Source organism: Aquitalea pelogenes (assembly GCF_041914625.1).
GTDB classification, from domain to species: Bacteria; Pseudomonadota; Gammaproteobacteria; order Burkholderiales; family Chromobacteriaceae; genus Aquitalea; species Aquitalea pelogenes.
In genome coordinates, this window is the sequence record NZ_JAYSDA010000021.1 from 15,471 (window position 1) to 39,448 (window position 23,978).

A 23,978-nucleotide genomic window follows, 5' to 3' on the forward strand; every position below is an offset into this window, starting at 1 on the left:
CATTGATCAAAATCAAACTCACTACATACCCAAACGCAGTGGACATTCTGTCCAAACTCTTGCCTCTTGCTGCAACTGCACAACAAGATTCCATTACTGCTGCCTGTTTAGGCAGAAGCAATCACTGCAATGACTCTCAGCATCATTTGATTGTTGTCCCCACCGCCGGCATGCAACTGGTGCTTCAACAACAAGTGCTTGCCCTTGGCAAACTGACCATGTCATGAACTTGCCGGTGCTCAAGTAGTCAGATGTCCGAAAATGCATGATTGCGCCTGCACATCATGGTCATTCCGGGCTATATAAAGAAGGCAGTGCACATTTCCATTTTTGCCAAGGAGCATATGTCCATGTCCTTGCCCTCAACATTGTTATGCACCTGCCTGCTGCTTGGCGCAGCCAGCGCATGGGCCGAGCCTGGCAAACCGACGCTGGACCTGGAATGTGACTACCTGCCCAATATCTGCAACCTGCCGGACGATGCCAACCCCGGCCTGATGATTGAAATCGGCAGCGAGGCCATCCGTCGTGCCGGTTTTGTGCCCAACGTGAAAATCCGTCCCTGGGTCCGGGCCATGCGCGAAGTACTGGCCAGCCCCACCGCCCTGATCATTTATTTCGCCCGCACGCCGGAACGCGAACCTTTGTTCAACTGGATTGTGGTGACCAACACCACGGATTTCCGTTTTTTTACCCGCAACGGTGCTGAGCCATGCAATAGTCTGCAACAAGCCATCAGCCGGGGGCTGATTGGTATACGGGCAGGTTCAAGCGTGCGTAGCTGGCTGATACAGCAAGGCGTCAGCGCAGCATCGCTTGCAGAAGGCCAACTGCCAGAAATGGCCAAGATGCTTAACGCAGGGCGGGTTGGCAGCTTTCTGGGGGCATCCATCACGTTTAACCAGACCTACCAGGCACAGCACGGCAAGCCGCCAACGGAAGGTGCCGTGGTGTACAGCAGCCAAAGCTGGCTGGCTTCCGGCCCCGCTTTTTCACCGGCCACAGCAGCCAGACTGGCCAAGGCCATCAACGAAATGAAACAGGATGGTTTCTATGAGCAGGCCATGCGCAAATACATGCACTGATGCAGATCATGCCTGACGCAGGACTTTGCGCACGCTGAAGCAGGCCAGCACTCCCCACAACACGGCCAGTCCATTCCCCAGGGTAAACAACACATGAAAAGGTCTGGCCTCGGTCAGCCAACCCTCCAGATGATTTTCCCCCAGCAGCAAAGACAGGACACACAGCAATATGGTGGCTGCATGCTTGATACGGATATCTGGTTGCCGGGCAGACCAGCCAAAGACAAAAGCGATAAACAAGTCGAAATAGGCAATTTCCCGCTGCCAGTGTTCGGACATCGCCCAGGTGGTACCCGCCGCCGTCCAGCCCGGCATCAGCAAATGCGAAACGGCCGCGCAAACTGCGACAGCCGCCCATAGCCGCAGCAAGATATCAAAACGCGCATGCAGCCAGCCATGTGATTCTTTGCACAATGCCATGCTCAGGCTCCACTCTTCATGAACAAGACGCTGGCAATCACAGCGCCGGGTGAGGTTTTAACGCACATCCCCACCGACCCATGGCCAATGAAAAATGCAGACAGTGGCGGAGCATCACGATGCAGGCGCATGGAGATCAACATGGTGTGCCTTGGCTGTGCTCGGTTCGCAGGCGAGCGGGATGTGCAAAATTGGCACATGATAATACTTGCATGTCATGATTGGCCATCGCCCTGAAAATACCATCATGAACCGCGCCATTCTGCTGCTGCTCGCCGCCCTCGCCTGCCCAACTCTTTACGCCAAAGCACCGCCGCCTGCCGGCAATCAGCCGGATGAAGCCCAGCTGATCGAGCATGGCAGCTATACCAACAGGGACGGCAACATGGTACACCGCCCCGCTCACAGCAAGTCTGGCAAGGTACCGCAGGGGGCGACCGCCAAATGCCGGGATGGCAGTTACAGTTTCAGCCAGCATCATCGCGGCACCTGCTCCCGCCACGGCGGGGTAAGCGCCTGGCTGGGATAAGGTGTAATCCACAAGGAACAAACCCAGCCCGCACCGCGCTCAGGCAAATACTGCAACCACCTGACGTGACAGTGCGACGAGCTCGCCATCCGGCCCGTACAGATGTGCATCCTGATTGGCATAGCCATCACGCGCAGCCACCAGGCTGGCATCCATGCGCCACCAGCCCTCATTGCCAAGCGGTTCGCCGTGGTGCACGAACTCCAGCTCCCAGCTGATGGTGCTGGCCGGGGCATGCCCCTGCACCAGCGACAGTGCAACTGGCGGAATGGCATCGGCCATGGCGACAATCTGCTCCTCACCCATCAGTCCCGGGTCACGCTGTCGCAGCAGGATACGGTTTGTCGTCGCGTGATGGCCGCTGAAAGGCAGGCCACCCTCCACCCAGCGGTAGGCATAGTGACGGGTAAATTCGGGTGACATGCCTGCAATGAACGGCAATTCCGGCCCGGCACTGCTGTCGGTGGCCAACGGTTTGACCTCTGGCTTGAACGACAAGGCAGAATCCCTGGAAGCGCCGAAGACCGCAACAAACATGGCTGCCACCTGCTCACCCGCCATCAAGCGTGCCGCCACTTGCACGGCCGCACGCCCCTGGCGCAGCAGTTCCACCCGCAGGCCAAGCTGGCCTGCAGCCGCCGGGGCAACAAAGGTGGTGTGCAGCGACCACAAGGGCGGGAGATCCGGCATGGCCGCCCGCATGGCGCGCACCGCCAGCAAGGCCTGTATGCCGCCAAACAGGGTTCGCCCCTGCGCCCAGCCATCATCCACTTCGGCTTGAAACAGGCCAGGCTGGCCGATGACGGGGGTGATGCTGCGGCAAACATCATCAATATGCATGCTGATTTCCCTGGATGTGATGACTGGAACAAACATTGACCGGCAGTCTAGCAGTGGCATCTTGCGCTTTGCAGTGGCAATATCGACAACATTAATGTCAATACTGCCAAAATATGCATCAACTTCGCGTACTGCTGCTGGAAGGCTGTTATGCCGGCAGCGTGACCGGTCTGGTCGATTTGCTGCATTTCGCCAACCAGATTGCAGCCTACAAAGGCAGGTCCAAACCATTCGACTGGCGCTTGTTCAGCTTGGACGGCCAAGCCGTCACCACGGCGTCCGGCATTGTGCTGACACCGGATGGCGGGCCGGAATTGGCCGACGCTGCCGATACGCTGGTACAGCCGCCAATCAGCTATCGACGCCTGAGCGACTTTGAAACCCGGCTGATGGCAGAACAGACCGCAGGCGCATTGGCAACACGCCAGCATGCAGCAGGCCGCCGTGTGATGTCGTTCTGCACAGGCGTCCCCCTGCTTGCCGAGCACGGCTTGCTGGATGGCCGGCAGGCGACTGTCAGCTGGTGGCTGCATCACTGGTTTCGTCAGCGCTATCCCAAGGTTCTGCTCCAGGATTACGCCACCTGTAGCGAGTCCGATGGCATCTGGTGCGGCGGCGCCACCACCTCTTATATCGACCTGGCCTTGCGCCTGATCCGGCATGAAGGAGGTGCTGAACTGGCCATGTCATGCTCGCGCCTGATGCTGACCGACCTCAACCGGGTCAGTCAGGCACCTTATATCACCATGCGGAGTTTTGCCGGACACGACGACGAGCTGGTCCTGCGCTGTCAGAACTGGCTTCAGCGGCAGCTTGATCAGCCATACCGGCTGGAGGCACTGGCAGCCAGCGTCGGCGCCAGCGAGCGCACGGTAATGCGACGATTCCAGCAGGTACTAGGCCAACCACCGCTGCGCTACCTGCAGCAGCTACGCTTGCAAACGGCACGTCATCTGCTGGAAACCAGCACCCTGCCGCTGGATGAAATTGTCAGCCGGGTGGGCTATGCCGATATCGCCAGTTTTCGCCGCCTGTTTCAGCGCGAACTGCATTGCACCCCGGCAGAATACCGGCGCCGTTTTGCCAGCTGAACGGGCAAGCCAACGCGCGGAATGTTCAAGCGCCGTCGGCAACAAAATCACAAAGCCAAATTTGATGCCCGCCTCGGCATTCCTCTCGCCAAGCACCTCGCCATTCATCACCGTGCCGCGTCGTCGGGTTAATGGACTGTCTGTGGTAGACAGGCCTCGGCCTGATTGCTGCCTTTGCGGATATGAATCAGGATCCACGCCGAGACGGCAGACTTGGCACAAGCACAGCCAAATCAATTGGCATATGATGATATGAGATTGCCGCCTGGATGGGTGGCTGCCGTCCGTCCCCAAAGGATATGCCATGATCAAGATCCGCCGATACTTTCAGTACCAGATGGGCGGACTTGTCCTCCTCATTGGCCTGGCATTTACTCTGGGCGGCTACGCCTTGATGAGCAAGGTCGCCGAGGACGAGGCAGAAGCGACGTTAAGGTTGATCACCAACGAGTCCGGCGCAGCCATGAATCATTTGCTGCTCCCGGCTACCACGTTGCTGAAACTGCTTTCCAACGTTCCCGACCTGAAAACGGGCCAGGAAAAAGACTGGATGGACCGCCTTTCCGCGCAAACTTCGATATTGCGCGATCAACCCATGCTCAACAGTGTTTATGTCGGCGGCCCGCAAGGACAGCTTCTATTGCTGCGAGCACTCCGGGATGAGTGGGACCACGCCAAATTCAAGGCAAGTCCCGAGGCGCGCTGGCTTGTCCAGCTGCAAAGGGTTGGCAACAGCCGGGGCGAAGCCCAGGACTGGGTTTATCTGGATGACAAGCTCCGCATACTGGGGCGCAAACGCATGCCGGGCACTGAGGACTATGACCCGCGCAGCAGACCGTGGTACCAGGCCAGTCGTCAAAACAATGGGGTATTTCGTACCGAAACCTACAAGTTTTATTCCTCAGGAAAAGTCGGCATCACGCTTGCCAACGACATGCACGATGGCTGGGTTATCGCGATGGATATCAGCCTCGACTCCCTGCAAGAAGAGCTGGCCAGAATGGCAACCGCCTATGCCGGCTATATTGGGCTGTTCGAACAAACCGGTGCCATCATTTCCGCCAATCTCAAAGAAAGCAGCGCCAACGATTTCTTCAAGGGCCTGGTCGAAAAAGGTGGCATTGCTGATGGCAAAGACCTGAAATGGATGGTCGATCCGCACGGTCAGTCCTGGTGGATGGGCACGGCAAAGGTCAAGCTGCAGAAATATGATGACATATTTCTCCACGTTGCCGTTCCACGTGACCGCCTGCTGGCGAAGGCCCAGAAGCTGCGCAACTTTTTGCTGGCCCTTACCTTGCTGATAACGCTTCTTACCCTGCTGCTTGCACAACGCAATTCAGACCGGATTGCCTTCGTATTCCAGACACTGGCAGACCGGGCCAACGCGCTGGTCAATTTTGATTTCCGGCAGTTTGCTCAATCCAAAACCCGTATTGCCGAAATTGCCCAACTGGAAACCGGGCTTGAGCGCGCCCGGACAAGTAGCGCAAATTTTTTGCACTTGCTGGAAAAGGTATCGCGGGAGGCGGATCTCGACAAATTGCTGCCCATGGTCGTCGAAGAAACAAGCGAAGCAGCACAAGGAGAGTTTGCCTGGCTCTACATTCAGGACGGCACAAACTGGACTTTGCGTGCACAGCGCGGCGATCGCAACGGAAGTGATTGGTTGGCAAAGTACCAGAGGCAGCTTGAGGAAAATGGCGCTGCCCAGTTTCATCCGGATGAGCCGATGGATGGCCGCTATGCACTGATGCTGCCCCTGTCCGGCCGGCGGGGCCAACTATTGGGACTGCTCATCATTGAACGCCAGCAAGCATTCAGCGAACATCACCGCAGTTTTGTGGAAGCGCTTTCCGGCTTTGCCGCCTTGACGCTGGAATCACGCGAATTGGTTGTGCAGCAAAAGCGGCTGTTTGAATCTTTCATCCAGCTGCTGGCAGAAGCGGTGGATGCCAAAAGCCCACATACGGGCGGCCACTGCCACCGCGTTCCCGTCCTGACCGAATGGTTGGTGGAACTGGCCGCCAACAGCAATGCACCCTGCGTCGCCAGTTTTGAAGTCGACGACGAGATGCGCGAAGCTGTGCACATCGCGGCATGGCTGCACGACTGCGGCAAGGTGGTCACCCCCGAGTATGTTGTCGACAAGGCAACCAAACTGGAGACGCTGTACGACCGGATTCACGAAATCCGGACGCGCTTCGAGGTATGCAAACGCGAGGCGGAACTGGTTCACTGGAAAGCGGCTTACCCGCAAGGACTGCCGGCCATTGAAGCCGCACAACTCGCCAGCGAATTGAAAGCCCTGGATGAGGATTTTGCCTTTGTCGCCGAGTGCAATCTGGGTAGTGAATATATGTCAGAGGATGCAATCGCACGCATCAGGCAGATTGCAGCCAGAACCTGGACACGAACCATCGACGACCGGCTCGGCCTGTCACACGATGAAATGCACCGCCGTTGCAGCAGGGACAGCGAATCATTGCCCACCCAGGAATATCTGCTCAGCGACAAACCCGAGCATCGAATTGCACGTCCGCAAGGGCAATCCTTTGCCGATGACAACCCTTGGGGATTCCGGATGCAAGTGCCTGAACTGCTCTACGACCGTGGCGAAGTCAAGAATCTAGCCATCCAGCGGGGTACATTGACCGACGAAGAACGTTACAAGATCAACGAGCACATCGTACTGACCATCAAAATGCTGGAAGCCATGCCCTTCCCCCGGCACTTGAAGGCTGTGCCGGAAATAGCCGGCGGCCACCATGAGCGCATTGATGGCAAGGGCTACCCCAGAGCCGTCCCGGCCGCAGCCATGAGCATCCCGGCGCGCATGATGGCCATTGCTGACGTATTTGAAGCACTGACTGCAACCGACCGCCCGTATAAACAGGGGAAAAGCGTAGATGAATCGCTGGACATCATGCGCCATATGGCACGCGGGGGACACCTTGACGTTGAGCTGTTTGAGCTGTTCGCCCAGTCGGATATTCCTGTCCGCTATGCGTCGCGATTCCTGGCTGGAAGGCAGGCTGGTTCAGCCTAGCGAGAACGTGTATCTACGATGAGCCCCAATAACAGGGCGCTGCCCAAGCTGCGCCTCCTCATTCCCGCCGCCTGGCCTGCACCAGGCCCGACTGTCCTACCACATTCCCCGTACAGCGCTGCGAGCTGCTGCCAGATAAGATCGAACTAAGCTACGAACTGGCGCCGTCCGGAGATGTAGCAGATCTGTTTCCATGACACGACCGGCCTGATGCTGCCGGGTTTGTCCGTGCTGTGTAGCCGCGCCTCTTCCGGTATAGTATTGGTCATTCTTGACGGGCTTTATTGCTGCTCAAAAGACCCAACATTTTATATCCCGGACCAGCAACCGGATAAAACTCAAAAGGTCACCACGGCATGCCCATACAAATCAAAGGTTTAGATTAATTATGCTGCTGATGATCGAAGCCTGACAAACCCCAATCTCCACCCATTCTCACCAATCACAAACCGCAAAACGCCCACCAGACGGGCCTGTCAAGCAGGCCTGCCCTGTCACTAAGCGCCCTATGGCCTCGCAGTATTGTTGGAATAATGTTGGAACGGTTTTCCACCCGGAATCTTCCAACATGGCACTCACCGACGCGCGCATCAAAACCAGCAAACCCGGAGAAAAACCCTACCGACTGTCCGATGGGCGTGGGCTATGTTTAGAAGTGCGTCCTACAGGCATTCGCTACTGGCGCTACAGCTACCGCCTGGGTGGCAAGCAATCCATGCTCACCCTGGGCGAGTACCCGCGCATCCCGCTGGCCGAGGCGCGGCGGCTGCTGGAAATCGCCCGCGAACAAGTCTCCCGCGGCATCGACCCCAACCGCAAAAAGGCCCTGGCCAGGCTGGAAAACATCACCAACCAGCAAAACACCTTCAGCGTGCTGGCCGAAGAGTGGTACGCCCTCAACCTGCCGCACTGGCGGCCCTACACCGCCGCCCAGGTACGCAGCGACATCGACAAAGACATGCTGCCCCACCTGGGCCCGCTGGCCGTGCGCGACATCACCCCGCACATCATCCTCGCCCTCATCCGCAAAATAGAAGAACGCGGTGCCAACACCGTGGCGCGCAATGTCCGCCAGCGCATCAGCGCCATCCTGCGCCATGCCGTCCTTACCCAGCGTGCCGACTACAACGCCGCCGAACCGTTGCGCGGCGCCCTGCGCGCCCGGCAGGTGAAGCACATCCCCAACCTGGCGCAGAAAGACATCAGCGCATTCAAAAAAGCCCTCAACGACTACCAGGGCTACGGCAACACCAAGCAAGCCATCTGGCTGCTGCTCTACACCATGTGCCGCACCATCGAAGTCCGCTCCATGGAATGGATCGAACTCAACCTGGCCCGCGCCGAGTGGAACATACCCGGTCACAAAATGAAGAACGGCCAGCCCCACCACGTCCCGCTTCCGCATCAGGCCGTCACCATCCTGCGCACCATCCAGCAAGACGCCCTCTACAGCCGCTACGTCTTCCCCAATACGCGCGACCGCGAACGCCCCATCAGCATCACCACCGTCAACCGCATCCTGGAAAAAATGGGCTATGCCGGCAAACTCTCCGGCCACAGCTTTCGCGGCACCGCCTCCACCATCCTGCACGAGCAAGGCTTCCGCAGCGAAGTCATCGAAAAACAACTGGCCCACAGCGACCGCAACAAAGTACGCGCCGCCTACAACCACGCCCAGTACCGGGAAGAACGCAAAGCCATGCTGCAACACTGGGCCGACTTTCTGGACGCCCAATGACAAACCGGCCCACCAATAAAAAACGCAGCCCGCAGGCTGCGTCATTACCAGCACATCAAACCAAGGCCTAACCCACATCCGCCCTGCCAGCTCCGCCCCGTGCTGCTGCATCAAGGTCAGGATCACCTGGCATAACATGGTGAATAGTGACTTGGATTGAAACAGCCTCTACTTCAACGGCAAATAGCTATAACCCTTTTGACGCGCCGGAATCGGCAGGCCGTCATCATCAACCAATAATTTCCCGACCAACACGTGATCATGCAAAGGGCGGCCAACAAACTCCCACCGGTCATCGCCATCAGAACGACGCGTACGGCTGGACATGGTTTTCCCCGCTTCAAACCATTTTTCAATTTCGTAAGCCACCACCACCACACCATCGACTATACCCAGTGCCGTCCGGTGTTCCAGCTGTTCGCGTTCCTTTGCACTGACGCCATGCCAGAACTGGCGCACACTGTCATAAACCTCCATGGCAGACAGCGTTGGAGAATAAGTATTCTGGATATAGAACAACATGCACGGTTCATTAATCTCACTTACCGCCACTGGATCAGCCGAAAATCGGTTCACCTCAGATGCAAGAATACGACCACGCTGGACACCATGACCACGTACCTCATTAGTCAGATTTTCCAGCCCAATCGCATCAATAATGGCGGCTTCCACCTCAAACGCCGTCTCCTCATCCTGCAAGCCATATCGTAAAACTTCGACCAAAGGACTCTGCCCAGTAGCACTGCGAATCTCCTCGATCCGCTGCGACTTTTTGGACTCAGCAGGCTTTGCTTTCAGGTGATCGAACGCACGATTATTGGCAGAAGCCTTGCCTACATAAAAAATTTCACGTGTACGTGGATCCGTTAATGCATACACATAGAAACCCAGTGCCTTGCGTGCCTGTGCTGTAAATACGGTTAACGCATCAACGCTCATAAAGCCTCCATGACTGGCAATTGCAACACAACCATTGGCCAACAAAAAAGGCGACCCACAAGGCCGCCTCATGACTACATTATTTTACAACAACAATAAATATGACATCAAACTACCCAACCTCCGCCCCCGCCAGCTCCGCCCCGTGCTGCTGCATCAAGGCCAGGATCACCGGCATCGCCGCGCCCAGTGCAGCGGCGGACGGAAAGCGCAGCGTCGCCAGGTAAGCCTCATCAGTCGATGCAGGCAGCGTGGCCACCCGGCTTGCCACCGTAGCAGGCAGACTGGCCGGCACAGCAACAGCCACCGGCGGCGGCCTGCCCTCCAGCAACTGCCGCACCGCCAGCCGCGCCGGGTCCGCAATCGACGGCGGCAGCATGGACAAATGCGCCTCCACCCCCTCCAGCGTCCAGATCGTCAGCTTGCGCCCACCGCGCCGGGTAAACACCCCGGTGCTGATGTTATCCAGGGTGAAGTTGCGCAGCGGCTCCCCGCTCAGGTTGAAAAACTCCACCCCCACCCGAAAGCGGCCCGGCCGCAACTGGCGATTGCTGTACAAGGTATCCCTGCTCACCGCCAACAGCCGTTCCAGCTGCTGATTGGTAAACACCACCGCCCCGTTGAAGCGCGCACACCCCGGTGGCAAGGCATCCGCCATCGGCAAGGCCGCTGCGCCAGCCAGCTGCAAGGCGCGCTGCTCGCAAGCGATAAAGTACAGCCGGGCCTGCCTGCCCTTGTCGTTGCGTTCCACCATCGCCAACTCCTTGGCCATGGACAGTGAGACCATGTAATCCTTGCGATTATGACCGCCCTGGATCTTGCTCGCCGAAATTGGCGAGCAAACAAAGTCCTTGTTTTCAATGAATTTATATTGGGCGACGCGATCCTTCAGCCAGTTGGAGAAGTCCTTCCCCACTTGCAGAAAAGCATGCAACTCCCGCGCATTCACCGCAGGCAGCAAGGCCTCACCAATCTGGAAATCCACCACCGGAATCAAGGCTTGCATGGTTATGCCCTCCCCGAAGCAGTCGACCCGTCCGGCAGCGCAGGCCAGGCGCAGCCCACCTCCTCTGCCTGCACATTGATACAGTTCTGGATGTCATCCGCCCGGCCCTGAATGGCGCGCAGCACGGTGCCGACGATATCGCGGTGCAAAGGCTCGGTTGCCTGATGCAGAAACACCTCGGCGCAACGCGCCATGGCGGCAATCTGGCCGAAGCCCTCCTGCGACAGGCAGTCCATCGCCTCGACGGCGTGGCGCAAGTCACGGATGGCAGGATGATCGGGGGAAATGGAAAGAGATTGAGCGGACATGATGTGCTCCCTTCGTTTTCTTTGAGATGTGCCCCATTTGAGAGGGCGGCCGGGAGCTCAAAACCGAACGAAGACGGCGGGCGTATTCCCCTTACGGGTCTTGTATTAGCCACACACCCGGCCATAGGCGGGAATTATCCTGCATACGCGGACAATACGAAACCACAGGGCGCACAGTTGCCGCCAACCTGACGCGGGCGGCAAACGCTTCGTTGGGTGTTTTGAGCACCTGCGGCAACTGTAGGTACTTGAGTGACAAGGGGAAACTGACCGATAGGCATGGCCTGCATTAGCTCTTCCGCGACTGACATCTGCCCAGCACTCATGATTTCGAACGCATCACACTGACAAAGCACTAACAAAACATTCCATTCAGATTTATGATATCTGGCATTGACTTCACTCATTCAAACGCCAAGTAGATATGAAGTGGAACATTTTCAAGAAGAACACTGGACTCAATGTAGAGCTGGAACCGCCTGCAATTGAGCTGGATGAGTTTGATCGGCCACTACGCGACCTTGGTGGAGATTGGGTGATTCTGGATTTTCCGGAAGACAAGAAGGTGCGGCTGTGTCACCAGCCAAGCTCTCGAATAGTTGTCTTGGGAAAAGATCACCTATTCAACTTTGTGACAAATTCCTTAAGAAGTACCAGTGAGCAGGAATTTGGCTTTCTGCGGCTTCATGTTCAAATTTATTTGAAAGGTGATCAGGTAGGCATTCGTCCAACCGTCCGACCGGGTGAGCGCCTGCCTCTTTCCAATCAACCACATCACCTCGTTCAATGGACACCTTACACTCCGATTGCTATTGCAAACCACGTTCCGCAAACGGCATCCCACATTAAAATTCAATATCGTCTGTGGTGTGATACACCTGGTATTCCACTGCTTATAAGACTGGCATCTGAAAATGGTGAGGGAATTATAGCCGAGCACTCGGGAGCATCTGGCACGATAGACTTGATGCTCACGAATCATGAAAATATTTACTTAAGCCTATCTCATCAATACGTAAATTATGAAATTTTAGCTCTTGGCTGGGCCGATAATTATTAAATTACTTTAAAACTCGTCATTAACAGTACAATGTAAAATCAACTCAGTCAACGAAATGATTTATTTAAAAGTTCAAAATTACTACTACCGTCAAAATATTTAAACACAGAAATTCATACGCAACCAACCTTAACATTCAGAATAATTTACCAACATGACCATGCCAAGTATAAATTTACAAAACATACAAATCGGGCTTGACCTCGCCACATCAGTATCAGTTTGCCTAGCCACACTTGGCTTTATTTATACAAACATTAAGGAAAACAAAAGCAGAATAGACAATACAAGGGAACAACAACGGCGGGAACACATATCAAAGATCATTCATGAATTTGTTAAGATCCTACGCGACGGAGCCAATTTAATAGATAAAGTCAATGATGAGCGCTCATCGAATACCATTACTGTTTCATGCAATGATCTGCTATCAATTTGCCAAAGAATGGTGTTATATATAAACATAGATGCTGACATAGCATTCAGCATATGGGCAACCAAACAAGAACAAGAACAACTACAAGAAATAAGAGAGATTGCAATAAACTACAGAAACGCACTCGTTGCCAGTATTAACGATGGGAGTCACGCCCCATCCTTTAATGATTTTCTAGATAAGATCAAAGGGTTAATTAAGGAATTTACAATATTTGCAATCAAAGACACATTTTATACAACAGAGGGGGGCACAGATAGGCACCCTTGATAAAATAAAAAGTATTGAAAATTTAATTTCAAAGCACCAAATAAACCTTAATTAATTGCACATTAATTTAAAATTAATGTGCAAATTTTAACAAATAACTAATAAGTTAGAGAAAAATGAACAAAATTGAAATAGAAAGACTAATATTATCTTTACTCTCAGAACCAAGATCCAGAAGAGAGATTGAAAATCTCCTTAATGATAACAATCCAGCCCACCCAGTCACTTCACATGCCATAAAAATTTTACTGAATAAGTTAAGAAATGAAGAAGCAATCCATTACGATATGACCATCAGGAAATGGATAGGCACACCACCACCAAATACCCCCTCCATTGGGAGTGATGAAAAATGGCACGACTTTGATAAAATCATAGCCATGCTAAGAATGGGGCAAGAATTCATAAGTGAAATTAAGCCAGAAGATATCCCAGAAAACAAAAGGGGCGACTTGCACGATCTGTTACCAGACTTAATAAAAATAAGCACCGAAAAATTTACCAGTCTAATAATAGATGTTGATTACAAAAAAAACAGCATTAGCAATTCATCAATTTACAAAAAGCTATCCACTGCAGGATTAACCGGCATAGAACTTAGCATAAAGTTTACCATTTTCGACACCCTATTTAAAAAAGCAAAAAGTATTGCAAACAGCTTCTGGCTACCGCAAGGATTACCATTTTACAAAGCACTTCTCATCTTCCTTGGAAGTCTGGCTGAAGTTTTTAATGCATCAGAAGCGCTTAAGGAAATTATTGAATTTACCAAACTAGGAGTTGAAGTGTAAAACATAAACTAACCAAGATAATTACAAATATTGCCAGATTGGCGATACGCCACTATTACCACCCTGGATTCGCATCGCTCAAAGCAAATCCAAGCCAACTAGTCTGGCGCAACCCTACATCGACGAATATAGATGGCCAAGAAGGAAAGCGCAGCCCTACATCGACGAATATAGATGGCCAAGAAGGAAAGCGCAGCCCACGCGTACAAGTGGGTCAGGCTGGCAGCATTCATGCTGCTGCATTACGGCAGTCACCTGCAGCACCCTGCAGAAACGGAAAAAGCCCAACACGATCATGTGATCGTATTGAGCTTTCCAGTGACTCTCCCAACCCGTCGAAAGAAGAAGGAGTCAAAACCCACCAGGTAAGGTGAGGTACAACATGAAGAGGCATTCAGCGCGCCAACGCTGTTTGCCTCTTTTTGTAACTCACATTCTAGTTTCATCCCCGCGCCCTGTAAACGCGCCCCGGCCACTCCGCGCCACACCAAAACATCTCAAATCCATCACCACAACCCCACACGCCCACCCCGCGCGGCTCTCCCGCTCACCACCACCCGCCACGCCACGTTGCACAGATCACACAACGCCACGCCCGCCCGCTCAGTAACACACCCTCACCCCACCCCGGTAGATCCACTCCATCAGACCCCAGGCCAACAACACCGCACCGCCGGCAATCACCCAATTGTTCACCCACCGCCCAAACAGCATCTTCACCACCAGCGCAATCACCAGCGCGATAACACTGGCAATGCCAAAGATGATCTTGCCTGTCGTGCTTGTCGTCTCCATTGCATCCCTCGAAGTAAGTGTCCTTCATCTGGCGCTACGCTGGCCTGCTGTCTGCGGAAGCTGCGATGGCAGGCCATTCCTGATGATATCGCGCATGTCATTAACACATCCGATTGGCATGTTTGCAACACAAACCACCCAACGACGGCCGCACTTCACGGCCCGGCGCGCGTGCCAGGCGGCCCCACTTGTAATCCATTTGCGTTATTGACCAATGGCAGGCAGGTGCATTTGAAAGGCACAGCGCGGAATGAAACCTGTTCGCATTAAATGACAAATCTTGCCAGGACGTTACGCGAATTTACTTAATACGTACGCATTTTTACCCATTTATAATATGCAGGAGATTAAATAAAACACTTACAAATCAAACAGGGAGTTTTCATGAAACTTGCAAGCTTGCTGGTCAGCGCAGCACTGTTGGCATCCCCGTTGGCACACGCCGATCTGATGCAAAGTACTAACAACCTGCTATCGCAGGATGTTAGTAGCTGGACTTTAACGCGAGCAGCCAATGGCTCGGGCACTGGGATAGATTCAAATGAAATGATTTTTGGTGGCGTCGACCCTCATTACTTTGATAGTTATAGCCAGACATTCAACACCGTAATTGGTGGCACTTATGCCCTGTCCTTTTCCGCCAACATCCATGGTAGTTACGGTAATAGCCTGCAAACTCTCATGAATGGAAGCAATATCGGTGGCCTGACCAATGGCTCTGGCGCATATAACGAAACATATAATTTCACAGCCAATACCACGAGCACCATCCTGACATTCGCAGGGTATAATATTCCATCATGGACTTCGGTTTCCAATATTGGCGTCAGCCAAGTCGCCGTTTCCCCCGTCCCGGAACCAGAAACCTACGCACTGATGGGCATGGGCCTGCTGGCTATTACGCTGAAGCTGCGTAAAAAGAAACAGGGCCAGTCTTCCACCGCGCTGTCGGTGTAAGGCCCTGCCCGGTCTTGTTGCCTGCGGGCGGCAGGGCCGGGTTGTTGTTCACCCCCCTCGCCTTGCCTCCCGCCCCGCCGTTTAGTCCACATGCCCCTTGGCCAGGGCGGCATTCCCCGCCACGTAACGCTTCCACGCCGCTATCCAGTCCGTGGCCATGGCCTGCTGCGCGGTGGCCAGCGGCAGGCTGCCGTCACATACCATGCGATACAGCACTACCTCCAGCTGGTCTTTCTTCGCAGCATTCCATTCGCTCTTGTGCGGCTGCGGCCACAGGTTTTGCGGGTCACGCGGCGCACCGCCGATGCTGAGGGCAATCAGGTGGTCTTCTTCGTAGTCTTTGGGGTTGGTGTCGGTGTAGCCATAGTCCTGGATCTGCGCCTTCTTCAGCTTGTTGGTGTAGCTGGCCGGCGGGCGGATGGTCTTGGTAAAGCCCTTCACACACATGGTTTGCTGGATGTTGTCCTGGGTGATGTCGGGGTTGATGGCACCAGGGGTCATGCTGCGGTCCGGCAAGTCCGCCGCGAAGCAGGTGGCGCTGGCCAGGGTGAGGATGAGTGCGAGGTGTTTCATTGAGATGGCGTGCTGTCGCGATTGAATTAACGGTTACTTGCGGCGCCCTTGCCACCAGAGAATCAGATCCGCCACCGCGGCGCAGATCATCGCGATACCAAACGCGACGTAGATGGCGGCATTGATGTTTTCCACGCTGGTATTGGCTGCCATCGCCATGGCGGTGTAGACCGCACACATCGCAGGATGATGATTATCATCACAGGGGCTGTATGGCCTTAAAAATGCAGCCCAGCCAACCCAGACAAATATCGGCCCAAGCGTCAGGCAAATCTGTAGTCTGCGCTGAATCGTTTCGGGGATGGAGTGGATGGCCTCACGCATGCGTTGCCAACGCGTGGGTGCCTTGTCTTTAATCATGCTGCGCTGCCCTGCTCGGTGACACGCCTGACAGAGCGGCGAAAGAGAATGGCAAACACCAGGCCAATCAGCAGCATGGACGGCGCTGCCAGCTGTTGGCCAAAAAATGCCAGCCCCGGGTTGTGCAGCATAAGCCCGACAAGTTTGAATAGCTGTAGTAACAGCCAGGGAACGAGCAGGAAGGAAAGCAAATAGGCAGCCAACCACTTTCGCTTGGTTTTCCAGGTGACTTTTCTGGAGAAAACAATGCTGATGGGGGCCCAAAAAAAGACGGCCAGATCAATCAACAAGATCAACATCCAGGCCATTACGGTTGCCATGATTTTCCTCAGTAATGCCATGCACGGATGCAGGCAGGGATAGGCGGATACGCGCTTAGCGAGTAGTTGGCACATGATAATACTTGTATGTCATCACTGCCATTATTATGAATTTGGCATCGTAAAATGTGCCATTACGCTGCTTGCCACCCTTCCCAGTCGGTCCCTGTACGCCGCAGCACGCTCAGCCATGGCCACAGCCTGATTCAAACCTGAAAGACCGAAACTCAATCCGCCCCATTCTCCCCCGGCATCAGCTCAATCCCCAGCGCATCGGCCACGTAGCGGTTGTTCTCGGCCGTGTCGGCAAAGGACCAGTCCTTATCCATCAACGAGCGGATATAAAACGCGTCGCTATAGCGAGACCAATACCAACAAGGCAGAAAGTACGCCAGCAAAGCCAGCAGAATGGAGCCGCCCAGTGCGCTGGCCAGCAGCATGCCCAGCATGGTGGGCAGGGACAGCTTCAGGAAGATCTGCGGCTGATTGCGCGTAATGGCCTCAACATGGCCTGCCAGCAGCGTGACCAGCGAGGGGCGGCTGTAACGGACTTTACGCAATTTGCCGTGGTCGGAAAAAAGAATATGCATGGTTGTTTTTAAATGATTGATTATTGAAAAGCGCGACAAACTTCAGCTCTGAAACCTGGCTGAGGACGTTATTTCAGCCAGCCGAAGCCGTGGTGTTTACACCGCCCCGCTGCGCATCCATCCGCCGCAGCACATCCGCCAGGTTTTTCACCGGCTCGTTGCCGGGGGTATTGGGCAGGCGGAAGGAGAGCAAACCGGCCTGGCGCACCGCGGCGTCGCGCTTTTTGTCTTGCTCCTCCTTGCCACGGTGGCTGCTGTCGTCCAGCTCGATCACCGCCACCACGCTCAGGTCCTGGCGGCACACCACAAAGTCCGCCACTTTCTGCCGCATGGTGCCGTACAGCGCATAATTCTGCTCTCCAGTGCCGCCCCTGGTGCTGAGAATCTGACTGAAACCCACCTGGGCCAGCACGATAAAGTCTGGCGACAGGTGCTCCACCAGCCGCCAGTAGCAGCCCTGCTCACGCTCGGACAACAAGGTTTTGTTTTTCAGGCAGAAGCGCGCATTACCGTAATCCACCGGCTTCTTGATCACCGGCCGGAACACCCTCTCCGGCTGCGCTGCTTGCGCGTGTTCCATGCGTGGTTCTTGCCAGCGCGCATTCTTTTTCCTGCGCCCTCGCCCGCCGCCTTGCTTCTTCGTCAGCATCAGTGACAGCACGCCAAAGCCCGCTATCAGGATCAACGGCCACTTGAGCGCCTGGAAAATAGGTGCCAGCAAGGAGCTTGGCGTAGGGATCACGGGCACCACCTGCGGTAGCTGTGGCGTGGGTTGAACGGCGGGCTGCGCTGGCTGCGATGAAAACGGCTGCACCGGCTGCGCTTGCTGCGGGCTTTGTGTGACAGGGGCCAGCATCGGCTGCACCTGCACTGGCGCAGTGGGCTGGGCCGACTGCACGGGCGCTGGCTGCCCGGCATTGGCCACGGTACAACCGGGGTAGTTGCTGTAGATCACCCGTCCGGTTTGCGGGTCGGTACAGGTGTACACTTGGGCAGATGCGGTTGCGCTGGCAAACAGCGCGGATAAGAGCAATAATTTACGCATTCAAACATCATATTGCGAAAGCTTACCGGCGGCCAGCGTGAAGTGCTTGGATGGGATGAGATTAATTGCACAGGCAAGCCACACAGCAACTAAACCCCACATGACCTGGCATTTATACATCGGCCTTTCCTTACTGCTTGCTTTGGCCATTTTCATAGCATCTTTCCAATACCGCATCTGGAAGATCAAGAAATATGGTGATTCTCGCTACCCATGGCACCTGCGCGGACTGATGAAGGAACAGCCAAGCCATGTTCATGAATTCAATATTGCAGACCTGCCGATTACCGTCTGCAAGCGGTCAAGGAGTCGTTCAGAAGACAAGCAGAAGCGTGATGGCTAACTGGCAGCATTGGGCAGACTTGCGAGAAATTAACTGTTTAGTGGTATTCGAGTAGGCGTTGGTAACACCTGCATGTTTCGGTCCCAAACATTTTGTGACCAGTAGGGACAACTGCGCGCAATGTTAAGTCCATTAACATTAGCAAACGGTCGGTCAGCGTCCCGCTTATTACCCATATCGAGGATGCAGCACTTACCTACCTCACTGCAGCACGCAAGACAGGCAACTTGATACATCCGTTATTGAAAATTCTGGCTACTGCAATTGATTATGAAATTTGGCACCACACTGTAAATAGACGATAGAGGGGCAGCATGGATCAAGGTCTCAAAGACAAGGCAATTGAATTATCTTCAGATGGCGAAAATGGGCTGAGAAAGGTAGTAGAGCTACTCTCTCCAATGGAATCGGCGCAAGGTGATATTGAACATTTATACCTCCTCGGCTATTGCCATTTCAATCTTGGCAATTGGGCGGCTGCAAAAAACTGCCTGTCCGCCGCATTCGAGATAAACAACAACGAACCAGACATATGCTACATGCTGGGACTGGCAATTGCCAATTGCGAGGACGGCGGGCATAAATCATGGGGAATTCGTCGGGACTTTTGCAAGGCCGCCCTGGAGCGCGCAATTGTTATTTACAGTGCCAACCTTTCAGATTGGTTCTACGCACAAAGCTGCCTTGAAATGCTTGCTACTGCAGCAACTTATGTCGGCCCGGATGAGGACGCCGAATATGCATACCGAAGTCTTGTGGCCATGCACCCAAAAAACCCGGACTATCTGCAAGCACTAGCCAAAATTACTGCAGAAGTTGATATTCATGAATCACTCAGCCTGCTTGACAGAATACCGGAATCACTAAGCAATCAGTCCATCAATGAAGACAAAGAGTTACTGTACTCTGTCATCAATACGCCGGATGAAAAGAAAAAGAAAAAGAAAAGTGCTGTATCACGATCAAAATACCCCACCACACGAGAAATGAGTGGGAACCTGCGCGAGGTAATAGCAAGAACTTTGGTGGCCGAGCTACCCAAAGAACAACTAATAGCGCAAGACAAAGGGATTTTTTGCATCGGCTCTTGCTTTGCCAGAGAAATTGCAACGCAACTCTCGCAACGAAACCTGAAAGCCATGTTTGTTGAAATGGCCGAACATATCAATTCCACCTATGCAAACAGGCATTTGCTAGACTGGGCCCTTGGAAGGTGCGAAGGCCAACCCAAGGACAGGATATCCCAACTGTGCGCTGACATGAACATCACGCCAGAATCCATTGTGAAATCAATCAGGGATAGCAACATTGTTATCTACACACTAGGTGTTGCACCCGTTTTTGTAGACAAGCAAAACAACAACCAGTTTGTCATGCCCACCAAAAGCACACTCTCCTCAAGCGTGCTTGCCGAACTCTACGACTTCAGAACAACCACAGTGGCAGAAAATGTGGAAAACCTGAAGTACATATTCGCTAGATTGAAAGAAATAAACCCGGACATCAAACTGGTCATTACCGTCAGCCCCGTACCATTGCGTACAACATTCGAATTCAAATCAGCAGTAATGGCAGACTCGCTATCCAAATCAACCCTTAGAGTGGCTGCACACGAATTTGTATCATCGCACAGCGACGTTCTGTATTGGCCCAGTTTTGAAATCGTACGGTGGATAGGTGGGCATGTTGGCCCTTATTTTGGCGGGGACGATGGTGCAAGCCTGCATGTTAATGACGAAGTTGTTAAAGCCATTACAGATTCGTTCATCGAACACTACAGTTGACGATAAAATGCAACCACAAAACACTCCCCTCCAACGTTGACCGAGTAGTACCGGCTCTACGGCTTTCCACTTAAAACAACCCTCCCCCTTCATCCGGCCGCCAGTTGGTCATCACCAGCTCGCGGCTGGTTTCCGGTTTGCCCTGGTTATTACCGGTGCTGTACTTGATATGCAGCCCTTCCATCCAGAAGCCGTCAAAGGCGGCGCGGATGTCGGGGTGGTCGTTGATGCTCACCATCACCCTGCCCTGGCAGCTGCGCATGGCGCTGGCCAGTTGTTGGTACTGGTGGAAGTCGAAGGCCACGCCGTAGCCTTCGGTTTGCCAGTACGGCGGATCTGCATAGAAGAAGGTGTGGGCGCGGTCGTAGCGCGCCAGGCAATCCTGCCAGCTCAGGTTCTCCACATTGGCCCCGGCCAGGCGCAGGTGGGCTGCGCTGAGGTTCTCCTCGATGCGGCACAGGTTGATCATGGGCGCGGTGGTGGCGGTGCCATAGGTCTGGCCCTGCACCTTGCCGCCGAAGGCGTGCTGCTGCAGGTAATAAAAGCGCGCGGCGCGCTGGATGTCGGTGAGGGTCTCCGGCCGGGTGAGCTGCTGCCACCTGAACACCTCGCGACTGCTGATGGCCCATTTGAACTGGCGGACAAACTCCTCCAGATGGTGCTGCACCACGCGGTACAGGTTCACCAGCTCGCCATTCACATCGTTCAGTACCTCGGTTCTGGCCGGTACCTGGCGCAGGAAATACAGCGCCGCGCCACCGCAAAACAACTCCACATAACACTCATGCGGCGGGAACAGCGGCAACAACCTGTCCGCCAGACGGCGCTTGCCGCCCAGCCAGGGAATGATGGGACTTGGGGCCATGCACGATCCTCCGTGGGCGTTCGCTGACGCTCGGATGGGAGGCTCGCGGCCTTCAGGTGATTGACGACCCGGCAACGCGGGCACTTGATGACAAGAGTGGAATACCACCCTTCGGCCAGTTTACGGCCACATTGGCCGCAACGGATCTCGGGATAAGACATCTGCAAGGTGTTCCTGGCAAAGGAAGCCGCTAGACTGGCCACACTTTCAGCTGAAGGTGGCAGCCTTGGGCTGGCTTGCAGGATAGCGCTGCGGGTCAGCTGTCCGGGTGGGTGTTGGAAGCACCCGCCCGGTCGCTGTTCTCATAAATGAACCGGCTAATTGTGGGATGGCCGTTCATATTCACTGACTACAGGACGCAATACATCTGGTAAATGCAGCGAAGGGGTAATTGTGGAAGCACTTCTATTACTGTTGATAGCCATTGTCATGGTGATGTTCTGGCAAAGACAGCAAGCCAGAAAGCAGCTAGCTGCCGAACGTGCTAAAACAACCACTACACTGGCAAACTGGGAGCAAGAGTGGCAACAACACTACCGAGCATTGGAAAATGCTCTGGAGCAAGCAAAGCTTAAGCATGAAGAACTAGAAAACCAGATTGCGGCACAACAAACGGAAATTAATTCTCTAGCCCGTTTCCAAGGTGTTCGGGATATTGACCATATGGCGCAGCAATTGCGCCAGTCCATGACAGAACTGGAAGCATCAACCAAGCAGGCCGTAGCAGAAACAAGACGAAAAGCAGAGTCTGATGCGCTAATCATTATACAGAACGCAACACAGGAAGCGGACACCATTCGCACGAATGCCAAAATTATTCTCAGGGATGCCAATATCGATGCACAGGATAAACGCCAAAAAATTGATGCCCAGCTAGCATTGGCAAGCCAGCAGGCCGAGCAAATCATTCGCGACGCAAATAACCGGGCAGAGCAAATTGCTGGTGATGCCTATATTGCGTTATCAAAAGCCAAGCAATTGGAAGACAGCATAACGGCGATGAAAAACGTCATTGAAGGCTACGGGGATCGTTATTTGAAACCAACCTACAGCCTGCTTGATGAACTGGCCGATTCCTATGGTTTTGATGAGGCGGGTCAGCAACTGAAGCAAGCTCGAGAACGCAGCAAACTGATGGTGGAACATAGTCGAGCTGCAACATGCGATTACGTCGAACGACAACGCAAATTAACTGCTATCCGATTTGTACTGGATGCATTCAATGGCAAGGTAGATTCCATCCTCTCACGCGCCAAAGTCGATAATTTTGGCATATTAGAGCAACAAATCAAAGATGCCTGCGCACTGGTCAACAATAATGGCAGTGCATTCCGGGGGGCTCGCATTACACCAGCGTATCTGGACGCCAGGTTGACTGAGTTAAAGTGGCTTACTGCGGTAAATGCACTTCGAGAACAGGATAAAGAAGAGCAAAGACGGATTCGTGAGCAAATACGCGAAGAAGAAAAAGCACGACGTGAAATAGAACGCGCATTAAAAGAGGCTGCAAAGGAGGAAGAAACCTTACACAGGGCCATGGAAAAAGCCCGTGCACAAGTTGCCAAAGCCACAGAAGCACAGCGGGCTGAGCTGCAGGCTAAACTTGCCGAACTAGAGGGTAAGTTGCAGGAAGCCGAGGCGCGCAATCAACGCGCCTTGTCTATGGCACAACAAACCAAGGCTGGCCATGTGTACGTGATTTCCAATATTGGTTCATTTGGCGAACATGTTTACAAGGTAGGTATGACACGACGACTCGAACCACTGGAACGGGTCAAAGAGCTGGGCGATGCCAGCGTGCCATTCCCGTTCGATGTCCATGCCATGATCTGGTGTGAGGATGCACCTGCACTGGAGTACGCCCTGCACAAGCGTTTTGCAGAGGCACAAGTCAATAAAGTAAACCCGCGCAAGGAATTCTTTCGTCTACCGCTCCAGGAGCTACGCCAGGTGGTTGCAGAACACGATATCGATGCTGCTTGGACCATGACTGCCAAGGCAGCGGAGTATCGGGAAAGTCTGGCCATTGAACAGGAACTGAAAGAAAACCCGGCAACTGTTGCCGATTGGTTACAGCATCAAGAGCGAGAGCATAGGGATGTAGCTTTAGATGTAGAGGATTAAGTGTCATTGAACTTTTACGCCTCACCAAGGCGCTACGTTTTCAGCGCCATTGCTGGCCACCCCTTCGGTCAGTATTCACCTTGCATCGTCGTCGCTAGAGTTTGCCGCAGGTGCTGAACACACCTACATCAGCGGTAAACCGCGCCCGAAAGCAACGCGGCCTTTGCACATCCATAGCTTTCGCATTGTCCTGTTCTACTGGACAATGCCCGTCTATGGCCGGGTGTCTACAGCTATACAAGACTCGCAAGGGAAAGTCTGTGGGCCGTTCTGATGTCGGTGTTCAAGCGCCTGGCCGCCCCTCTTGAACAAGGGGCCCTCGTGAACAATACGTCAGGAGGCCATCATGGCTGCTCAATCCGTAACTCCTCCCATCTCCCCCGACCACCCCGCCATTCGTGACCTGCGCCATGCGGTCGAGCTGATGGATTGCCTGTCGCAGGAAGGCTTCGGCCAGATTGCCGCCATTGCCCGTTGTGCCGAGGTGTATATCGGCCATGCCACCGACCCCTTGCGCCAGGACATTCTGGCGACGGTGCTGCGCGCCATTCAGGGCCGGGCCGATGACATCCAGAACAGCATCAACCTGCAGGCGGAGGATGTGGGGTGCAGTTGGCCCACTGCGCCAGCCGATACCGTTCCGATGAAGGGGGTGTAACC

Annotated in this window: 27 protein-coding genes and 1 pseudogene; 14 read left to right on the forward strand and 14 right to left on the reverse strand. The window is 54.1% G+C overall.

What is annotated here, in order from left to right:
* Positions 1–2 precede the first annotated feature (2 nt).
* Both ACE3SE_RS15420 and ACE3SE_RS15425 read left to right on the forward strand, forming a co-directional pair.
* Positions 3–227: a hypothetical protein gene (locus ACE3SE_RS15420; protein WP_374556506.1), complete on the forward strand. Its 225-nt coding sequence runs from the start codon at positions 3–5 to the stop codon at positions 225–227.
* 123 nt (positions 228–350) lie between these two features.
* A complete protein-coding gene (locus ACE3SE_RS15425) occupies positions 351–1,085 on the forward strand; it encodes a substrate-binding periplasmic protein (protein WP_374556508.1) in 735 nt (244 codons plus the stop codon).
* 6 nt (positions 1,086–1,091) lie between these two features.
* Here the strand turns inward: ACE3SE_RS15425 and ACE3SE_RS15430 are convergent, their stop codons facing one another.
* Positions 1,092–1,505, reverse strand: coding sequence for a hypothetical protein (locus ACE3SE_RS15430; protein ID WP_374556511.1), 414 nt, complete (start codon positions 1,503–1,505; stop codon positions 1,092–1,094).
* A 247-nt stretch (positions 1,506–1,752) separates the two neighbouring features.
* Between ACE3SE_RS15430 and ACE3SE_RS15435 the strand changes: the two genes are divergently transcribed.
* The gene (locus ACE3SE_RS15435; RefSeq protein WP_374556513.1) at positions 1,753–2,034 is read left to right on the forward strand and encodes a DUF3761 domain-containing protein; all 282 of its coding nucleotides are present in this window, start codon (positions 1,753–1,755) and stop codon (positions 2,032–2,034) included.
* A gap of 39 nt (positions 2,035–2,073) precedes the next feature.
* On the opposite strand, the gene ACE3SE_RS15440 is transcribed toward ACE3SE_RS15435, so the two are convergent.
* Positions 2,074–2,874: an acyl-CoA thioesterase gene (locus ACE3SE_RS15440; protein ID WP_374556515.1), complete on the reverse strand. Its 801-nt coding sequence runs from the start codon at positions 2,872–2,874 to the stop codon at positions 2,074–2,076.
* Positions 2,875–2,987: 113 nt separating this feature from the next.
* Here ACE3SE_RS15440 and ACE3SE_RS15445 point away from each other — a divergent pair, with 113 nt between their 5' ends.
* The 3 genes from ACE3SE_RS15445 (at position 2,988) to ACE3SE_RS15455 (ending at position 8,752) form a co-directional block, all read left to right on the forward strand.
* The gene (locus ACE3SE_RS15445; protein WP_374556517.1) at positions 2,988–3,965 is read left to right on the forward strand and encodes a GlxA family transcriptional regulator; all 978 of its coding nucleotides are present in this window, start codon (positions 2,988–2,990) and stop codon (positions 3,963–3,965) included.
* 304 nt (positions 3,966–4,269) lie between these two features.
* On the forward strand, positions 4,270–7,014 hold the full coding sequence (locus ACE3SE_RS15450; RefSeq protein ID WP_374556519.1) for an HD domain-containing phosphohydrolase: 2,745 nt from the start codon (positions 4,270–4,272) through the stop codon (positions 7,012–7,014).
* Positions 7,015–7,582: 568 nt separating this feature from the next.
* Entirely contained in the window at positions 7,583–8,752 is a 1,170-nt protein-coding gene (locus tag ACE3SE_RS15455) for a tyrosine-type recombinase/integrase (protein WP_374556521.1), read from the forward strand.
* A gap of 168 nt (positions 8,753–8,920) precedes the next feature.
* On the opposite strand, the gene ACE3SE_RS15460 is transcribed toward ACE3SE_RS15455, so the two are convergent.
* The 4 genes from ACE3SE_RS15460 to ACE3SE_RS15475 form a co-directional block, all read right to left on the reverse strand.
* Entirely contained in the window at positions 8,921–9,691 is a 771-nt protein-coding gene (locus tag ACE3SE_RS15460; protein ID WP_374556523.1) for an LEM-3-like GIY-YIG domain-containing protein, read from the reverse strand.
* A gap of 112 nt (positions 9,692–9,803) precedes the next feature.
* Positions 9,804–10,697 carry an antA/AntB antirepressor family protein gene (locus ACE3SE_RS15465; RefSeq protein ID WP_374556525.1) on the reverse strand — a complete coding sequence of 298 codons (894 nt, stop codon included), beginning with the start codon at positions 10,695–10,697 and terminating at the stop codon, positions 9,804–9,806.
* A 2-nt stretch (positions 10,698–10,699) separates the two neighbouring features.
* Positions 10,700–11,005, reverse strand: coding sequence for a hypothetical protein (locus tag ACE3SE_RS15470; protein WP_374556528.1), 306 nt, complete (start codon positions 11,003–11,005; stop codon positions 10,700–10,702).
* Between the two features lie 134 nt (positions 11,006–11,139).
* Positions 11,140–11,412, reverse strand: a complete 273-nt coding sequence (locus ACE3SE_RS15475) for a hypothetical protein (protein WP_374556530.1) — start codon at positions 11,410–11,412, stop codon at positions 11,140–11,142.
* A 17-nt stretch (positions 11,413–11,429) separates the two neighbouring features.
* Between ACE3SE_RS15475 and ACE3SE_RS15480 the strand changes: the two genes are divergently transcribed.
* The 3 genes from ACE3SE_RS15480 (at position 11,430) to ACE3SE_RS15490 (ending at position 13,562) form a co-directional block, all read left to right on the forward strand.
* Positions 11,430–12,065 carry a hypothetical protein gene (locus tag ACE3SE_RS15480; protein ID WP_374556532.1) on the forward strand — a complete coding sequence of 212 codons (636 nt, stop codon included), beginning with the start codon at positions 11,430–11,432 and terminating at the stop codon, positions 12,063–12,065.
* A gap of 154 nt (positions 12,066–12,219) precedes the next feature.
* On the forward strand, positions 12,220–12,771 hold the full coding sequence (locus tag ACE3SE_RS15485) for a hypothetical protein (protein WP_374556534.1): 552 nt from the start codon (positions 12,220–12,222) through the stop codon (positions 12,769–12,771).
* A 116-nt stretch (positions 12,772–12,887) separates the two neighbouring features.
* Positions 12,888–13,562 (forward strand): hypothetical protein, encoded by a 675-nt coding sequence (locus ACE3SE_RS15490; RefSeq protein WP_374556537.1) that lies wholly within the window; start codon positions 12,888–12,890, stop codon positions 13,560–13,562.
* A 603-nt stretch (positions 13,563–14,165) separates the two neighbouring features.
* Here ACE3SE_RS15490 and ACE3SE_RS15495 read toward each other — a convergent pair.
* The gene (locus tag ACE3SE_RS15495) at positions 14,166–14,357 is read right to left on the reverse strand and encodes a hypothetical protein (RefSeq protein WP_374556539.1); all 192 of its coding nucleotides are present in this window, start codon (positions 14,355–14,357) and stop codon (positions 14,166–14,168) included.
* A gap of 384 nt (positions 14,358–14,741) precedes the next feature.
* On the opposite strand from ACE3SE_RS15495, the gene ACE3SE_RS15500 reads away from it, so the two are divergent.
* Positions 14,742–15,314, forward strand: a complete 573-nt coding sequence (locus ACE3SE_RS15500; protein ID WP_374556541.1) for a PEP-CTERM sorting domain-containing protein — start codon at positions 14,742–14,744, stop codon at positions 15,312–15,314.
* Between the two features lie 81 nt (positions 15,315–15,395).
* Here the strand turns inward: ACE3SE_RS15500 and ACE3SE_RS15505 are convergent, their stop codons facing one another.
* The 5 genes from ACE3SE_RS15505 to ACE3SE_RS15525 form a co-directional block, all read right to left on the reverse strand.
* Positions 15,396–15,887, reverse strand: a complete 492-nt coding sequence (locus ACE3SE_RS15505; protein WP_374556543.1) for a hypothetical protein — start codon at positions 15,885–15,887, stop codon at positions 15,396–15,398.
* Positions 15,888–15,920: 33 nt separating this feature from the next.
* Positions 15,921–16,247, reverse strand: coding sequence for a hypothetical protein (locus ACE3SE_RS15510; RefSeq protein WP_374556545.1), 327 nt, complete (start codon positions 16,245–16,247; stop codon positions 15,921–15,923).
* A complete protein-coding gene (locus ACE3SE_RS15515) occupies positions 16,244–16,567 on the reverse strand; it encodes a hypothetical protein (protein WP_374556547.1) in 324 nt (107 codons plus the stop codon). The genes ACE3SE_RS15510 and ACE3SE_RS15515 overlap by 4 nt, the downstream gene beginning before the upstream one ends.
* Before the next feature lie 227 nt (positions 16,568–16,794).
* Positions 16,795–17,157 (reverse strand): hypothetical protein, encoded by a 363-nt coding sequence (locus ACE3SE_RS15520; protein ID WP_374556549.1) that lies wholly within the window; start codon positions 17,155–17,157, stop codon positions 16,795–16,797.
* Positions 17,158–17,230: 73 nt separating this feature from the next.
* Positions 17,231–18,202: a DUF2726 domain-containing protein gene (locus ACE3SE_RS15525; RefSeq protein ID WP_374556551.1), complete on the reverse strand. Its 972-nt coding sequence runs from the start codon at positions 18,200–18,202 to the stop codon at positions 17,231–17,233.
* 37 nt (positions 18,203–18,239) lie between these two features.
* On the opposite strand from ACE3SE_RS15525, the gene ACE3SE_RS15530 reads away from it, so the two are divergent.
* Both ACE3SE_RS15530 and ACE3SE_RS15535 read left to right on the forward strand, forming a co-directional pair.
* Entirely contained in the window at positions 18,240–18,545 is a 306-nt protein-coding gene (locus ACE3SE_RS15530; protein ID WP_374556553.1) for a hypothetical protein, read from the forward strand.
* 314 nt (positions 18,546–18,859) lie between these two features.
* Positions 18,860–20,329 carry a GSCFA domain-containing protein gene (locus ACE3SE_RS15535; RefSeq protein ID WP_374556555.1) on the forward strand — a complete coding sequence of 490 codons (1,470 nt, stop codon included), beginning with the start codon at positions 18,860–18,862 and terminating at the stop codon, positions 20,327–20,329.
* A gap of 70 nt (positions 20,330–20,399) precedes the next feature.
* Here the strand turns inward: ACE3SE_RS15535 and ACE3SE_RS15540 are convergent, their stop codons facing one another.
* Both ACE3SE_RS15540 and ACE3SE_RS15545 read right to left on the reverse strand, forming a co-directional pair.
* The gene (locus ACE3SE_RS15540; protein WP_374556556.1) at positions 20,400–21,194 is read right to left on the reverse strand and encodes a DNA adenine methylase; all 795 of its coding nucleotides are present in this window, start codon (positions 21,192–21,194) and stop codon (positions 20,400–20,402) included.
* 32 nt (positions 21,195–21,226) lie between these two features.
* Positions 21,227–21,355: pseudogene (locus tag ACE3SE_RS15545) on the reverse strand (Com family DNA-binding transcriptional regulator); the annotation flags it as partial.
* Between the two features lie 232 nt (positions 21,356–21,587).
* On the opposite strand from ACE3SE_RS15545, the gene ACE3SE_RS15550 reads away from it, so the two are divergent.
* Complete coding sequence (locus tag ACE3SE_RS15550; protein ID WP_374556558.1) at positions 21,588–23,318, forward strand: DUF4041 domain-containing protein; 1,731 nt, start codon at positions 21,588–21,590, stop codon at positions 23,316–23,318.
* A 346-nt stretch (positions 23,319–23,664) separates the two neighbouring features.
* Positions 23,665–23,976 (forward strand): hypothetical protein, encoded by a 312-nt coding sequence (locus tag ACE3SE_RS15555; RefSeq protein ID WP_374556561.1) that lies wholly within the window; start codon positions 23,665–23,667, stop codon positions 23,974–23,976.
* Positions 23,977–23,978 lie beyond the last annotated feature (2 nt).

Excerpts from the sequence above, each read along its gene's own strand:
- ACE3SE_RS15445 (WP_374556517.1), top strand. The coding sequence starts at position 2,988 with ATGCATCAACTTCGCGTACTGCTGCTGGAAGGCTGTTATGCCGGCAGC.
- ACE3SE_RS15435 (WP_374556513.1), top strand. The coding sequence starts at position 1,753 with ATGAACCGCGCCATTCTGCTGCTGCTCGCCGCCCTCGCCTGCCCAACT.
- ACE3SE_RS15540 (WP_374556556.1), bottom strand. The coding sequence starts at position 21,194 with ATGGCCCCAAGTCCCATCATTCCCTGGCTGGGCGGCAAGCGCCGTCTG.
- ACE3SE_RS15505 (WP_374556543.1), bottom strand. The coding sequence starts at position 15,887 with ATGAAACACCTCGCACTCATCCTCACCCTGGCCAGCGCCACCTGCTTC.
- ACE3SE_RS15450 (WP_374556519.1), top strand. The coding sequence starts at position 4,270 with ATGATCAAGATCCGCCGATACTTTCAGTACCAGATGGGCGGACTTGTC.
- ACE3SE_RS15440 (WP_374556515.1), bottom strand. The coding sequence starts at position 2,874 with ATGCATATTGATGATGTTTGCCGCAGCATCACCCCCGTCATCGGCCAG.
- ACE3SE_RS15425 (WP_374556508.1), top strand. The coding sequence starts at position 351 with ATGTCCTTGCCCTCAACATTGTTATGCACCTGCCTGCTGCTTGGCGCA.
- ACE3SE_RS15515 (WP_374556547.1), bottom strand. The coding sequence starts at position 16,567 with ATGGCAACCGTAATGGCCTGGATGTTGATCTTGTTGATTGATCTGGCC.
- ACE3SE_RS15495 (WP_374556539.1), bottom strand. The coding sequence starts at position 14,357 with ATGGAGACGACAAGCACGACAGGCAAGATCATCTTTGGCATTGCCAGT.
- ACE3SE_RS15475 (WP_374556530.1), bottom strand. The coding sequence starts at position 11,412 with ATGAGTGAAGTCAATGCCAGATATCATAAATCTGAATGGAATGTTTTG.
- ACE3SE_RS15485 (WP_374556534.1), top strand. The coding sequence starts at position 12,220 with ATGACCATGCCAAGTATAAATTTACAAAACATACAAATCGGGCTTGAC.
- ACE3SE_RS15480 (WP_374556532.1), top strand. The coding sequence starts at position 11,430 with ATGAAGTGGAACATTTTCAAGAAGAACACTGGACTCAATGTAGAGCTG.
- ACE3SE_RS15430 (WP_374556511.1), bottom strand. The coding sequence starts at position 1,505 with ATGGCATTGTGCAAAGAATCACATGGCTGGCTGCATGCGCGTTTTGAT.
- ACE3SE_RS15460 (WP_374556523.1), bottom strand. The coding sequence starts at position 9,691 with ATGAGCGTTGATGCGTTAACCGTATTTACAGCACAGGCACGCAAGGCA.
- ACE3SE_RS15510 (WP_374556545.1), bottom strand. The coding sequence starts at position 16,247 with ATGATTAAAGACAAGGCACCCACGCGTTGGCAACGCATGCGTGAGGCC.
- ACE3SE_RS15490 (WP_374556537.1), top strand. The coding sequence starts at position 12,888 with ATGAACAAAATTGAAATAGAAAGACTAATATTATCTTTACTCTCAGAA.
- ACE3SE_RS15525 (WP_374556551.1), bottom strand. The coding sequence starts at position 18,202 with ATGCGTAAATTATTGCTCTTATCCGCGCTGTTTGCCAGCGCAACCGCA.
- ACE3SE_RS15535 (WP_374556555.1), top strand. The coding sequence starts at position 18,860 with ATGGATCAAGGTCTCAAAGACAAGGCAATTGAATTATCTTCAGATGGC.
- ACE3SE_RS15500 (WP_374556541.1), top strand. The coding sequence starts at position 14,742 with ATGAAACTTGCAAGCTTGCTGGTCAGCGCAGCACTGTTGGCATCCCCG.
- ACE3SE_RS15465 (WP_374556525.1), bottom strand. The coding sequence starts at position 10,697 with ATGCAAGCCTTGATTCCGGTGGTGGATTTCCAGATTGGTGAGGCCTTG.
- ACE3SE_RS15555 (WP_374556561.1), top strand. The coding sequence starts at position 23,665 with ATGGCTGCTCAATCCGTAACTCCTCCCATCTCCCCCGACCACCCCGCC.
- ACE3SE_RS15470 (WP_374556528.1), bottom strand. The coding sequence starts at position 11,005 with ATGTCCGCTCAATCTCTTTCCATTTCCCCCGATCATCCTGCCATCCGT.
- ACE3SE_RS15520 (WP_374556549.1), bottom strand. The coding sequence starts at position 17,157 with ATGCATATTCTTTTTTCCGACCACGGCAAATTGCGTAAAGTCCGTTAC.
- ACE3SE_RS15455 (WP_374556521.1), top strand. The coding sequence starts at position 7,583 with ATGGCACTCACCGACGCGCGCATCAAAACCAGCAAACCCGGAGAAAAA.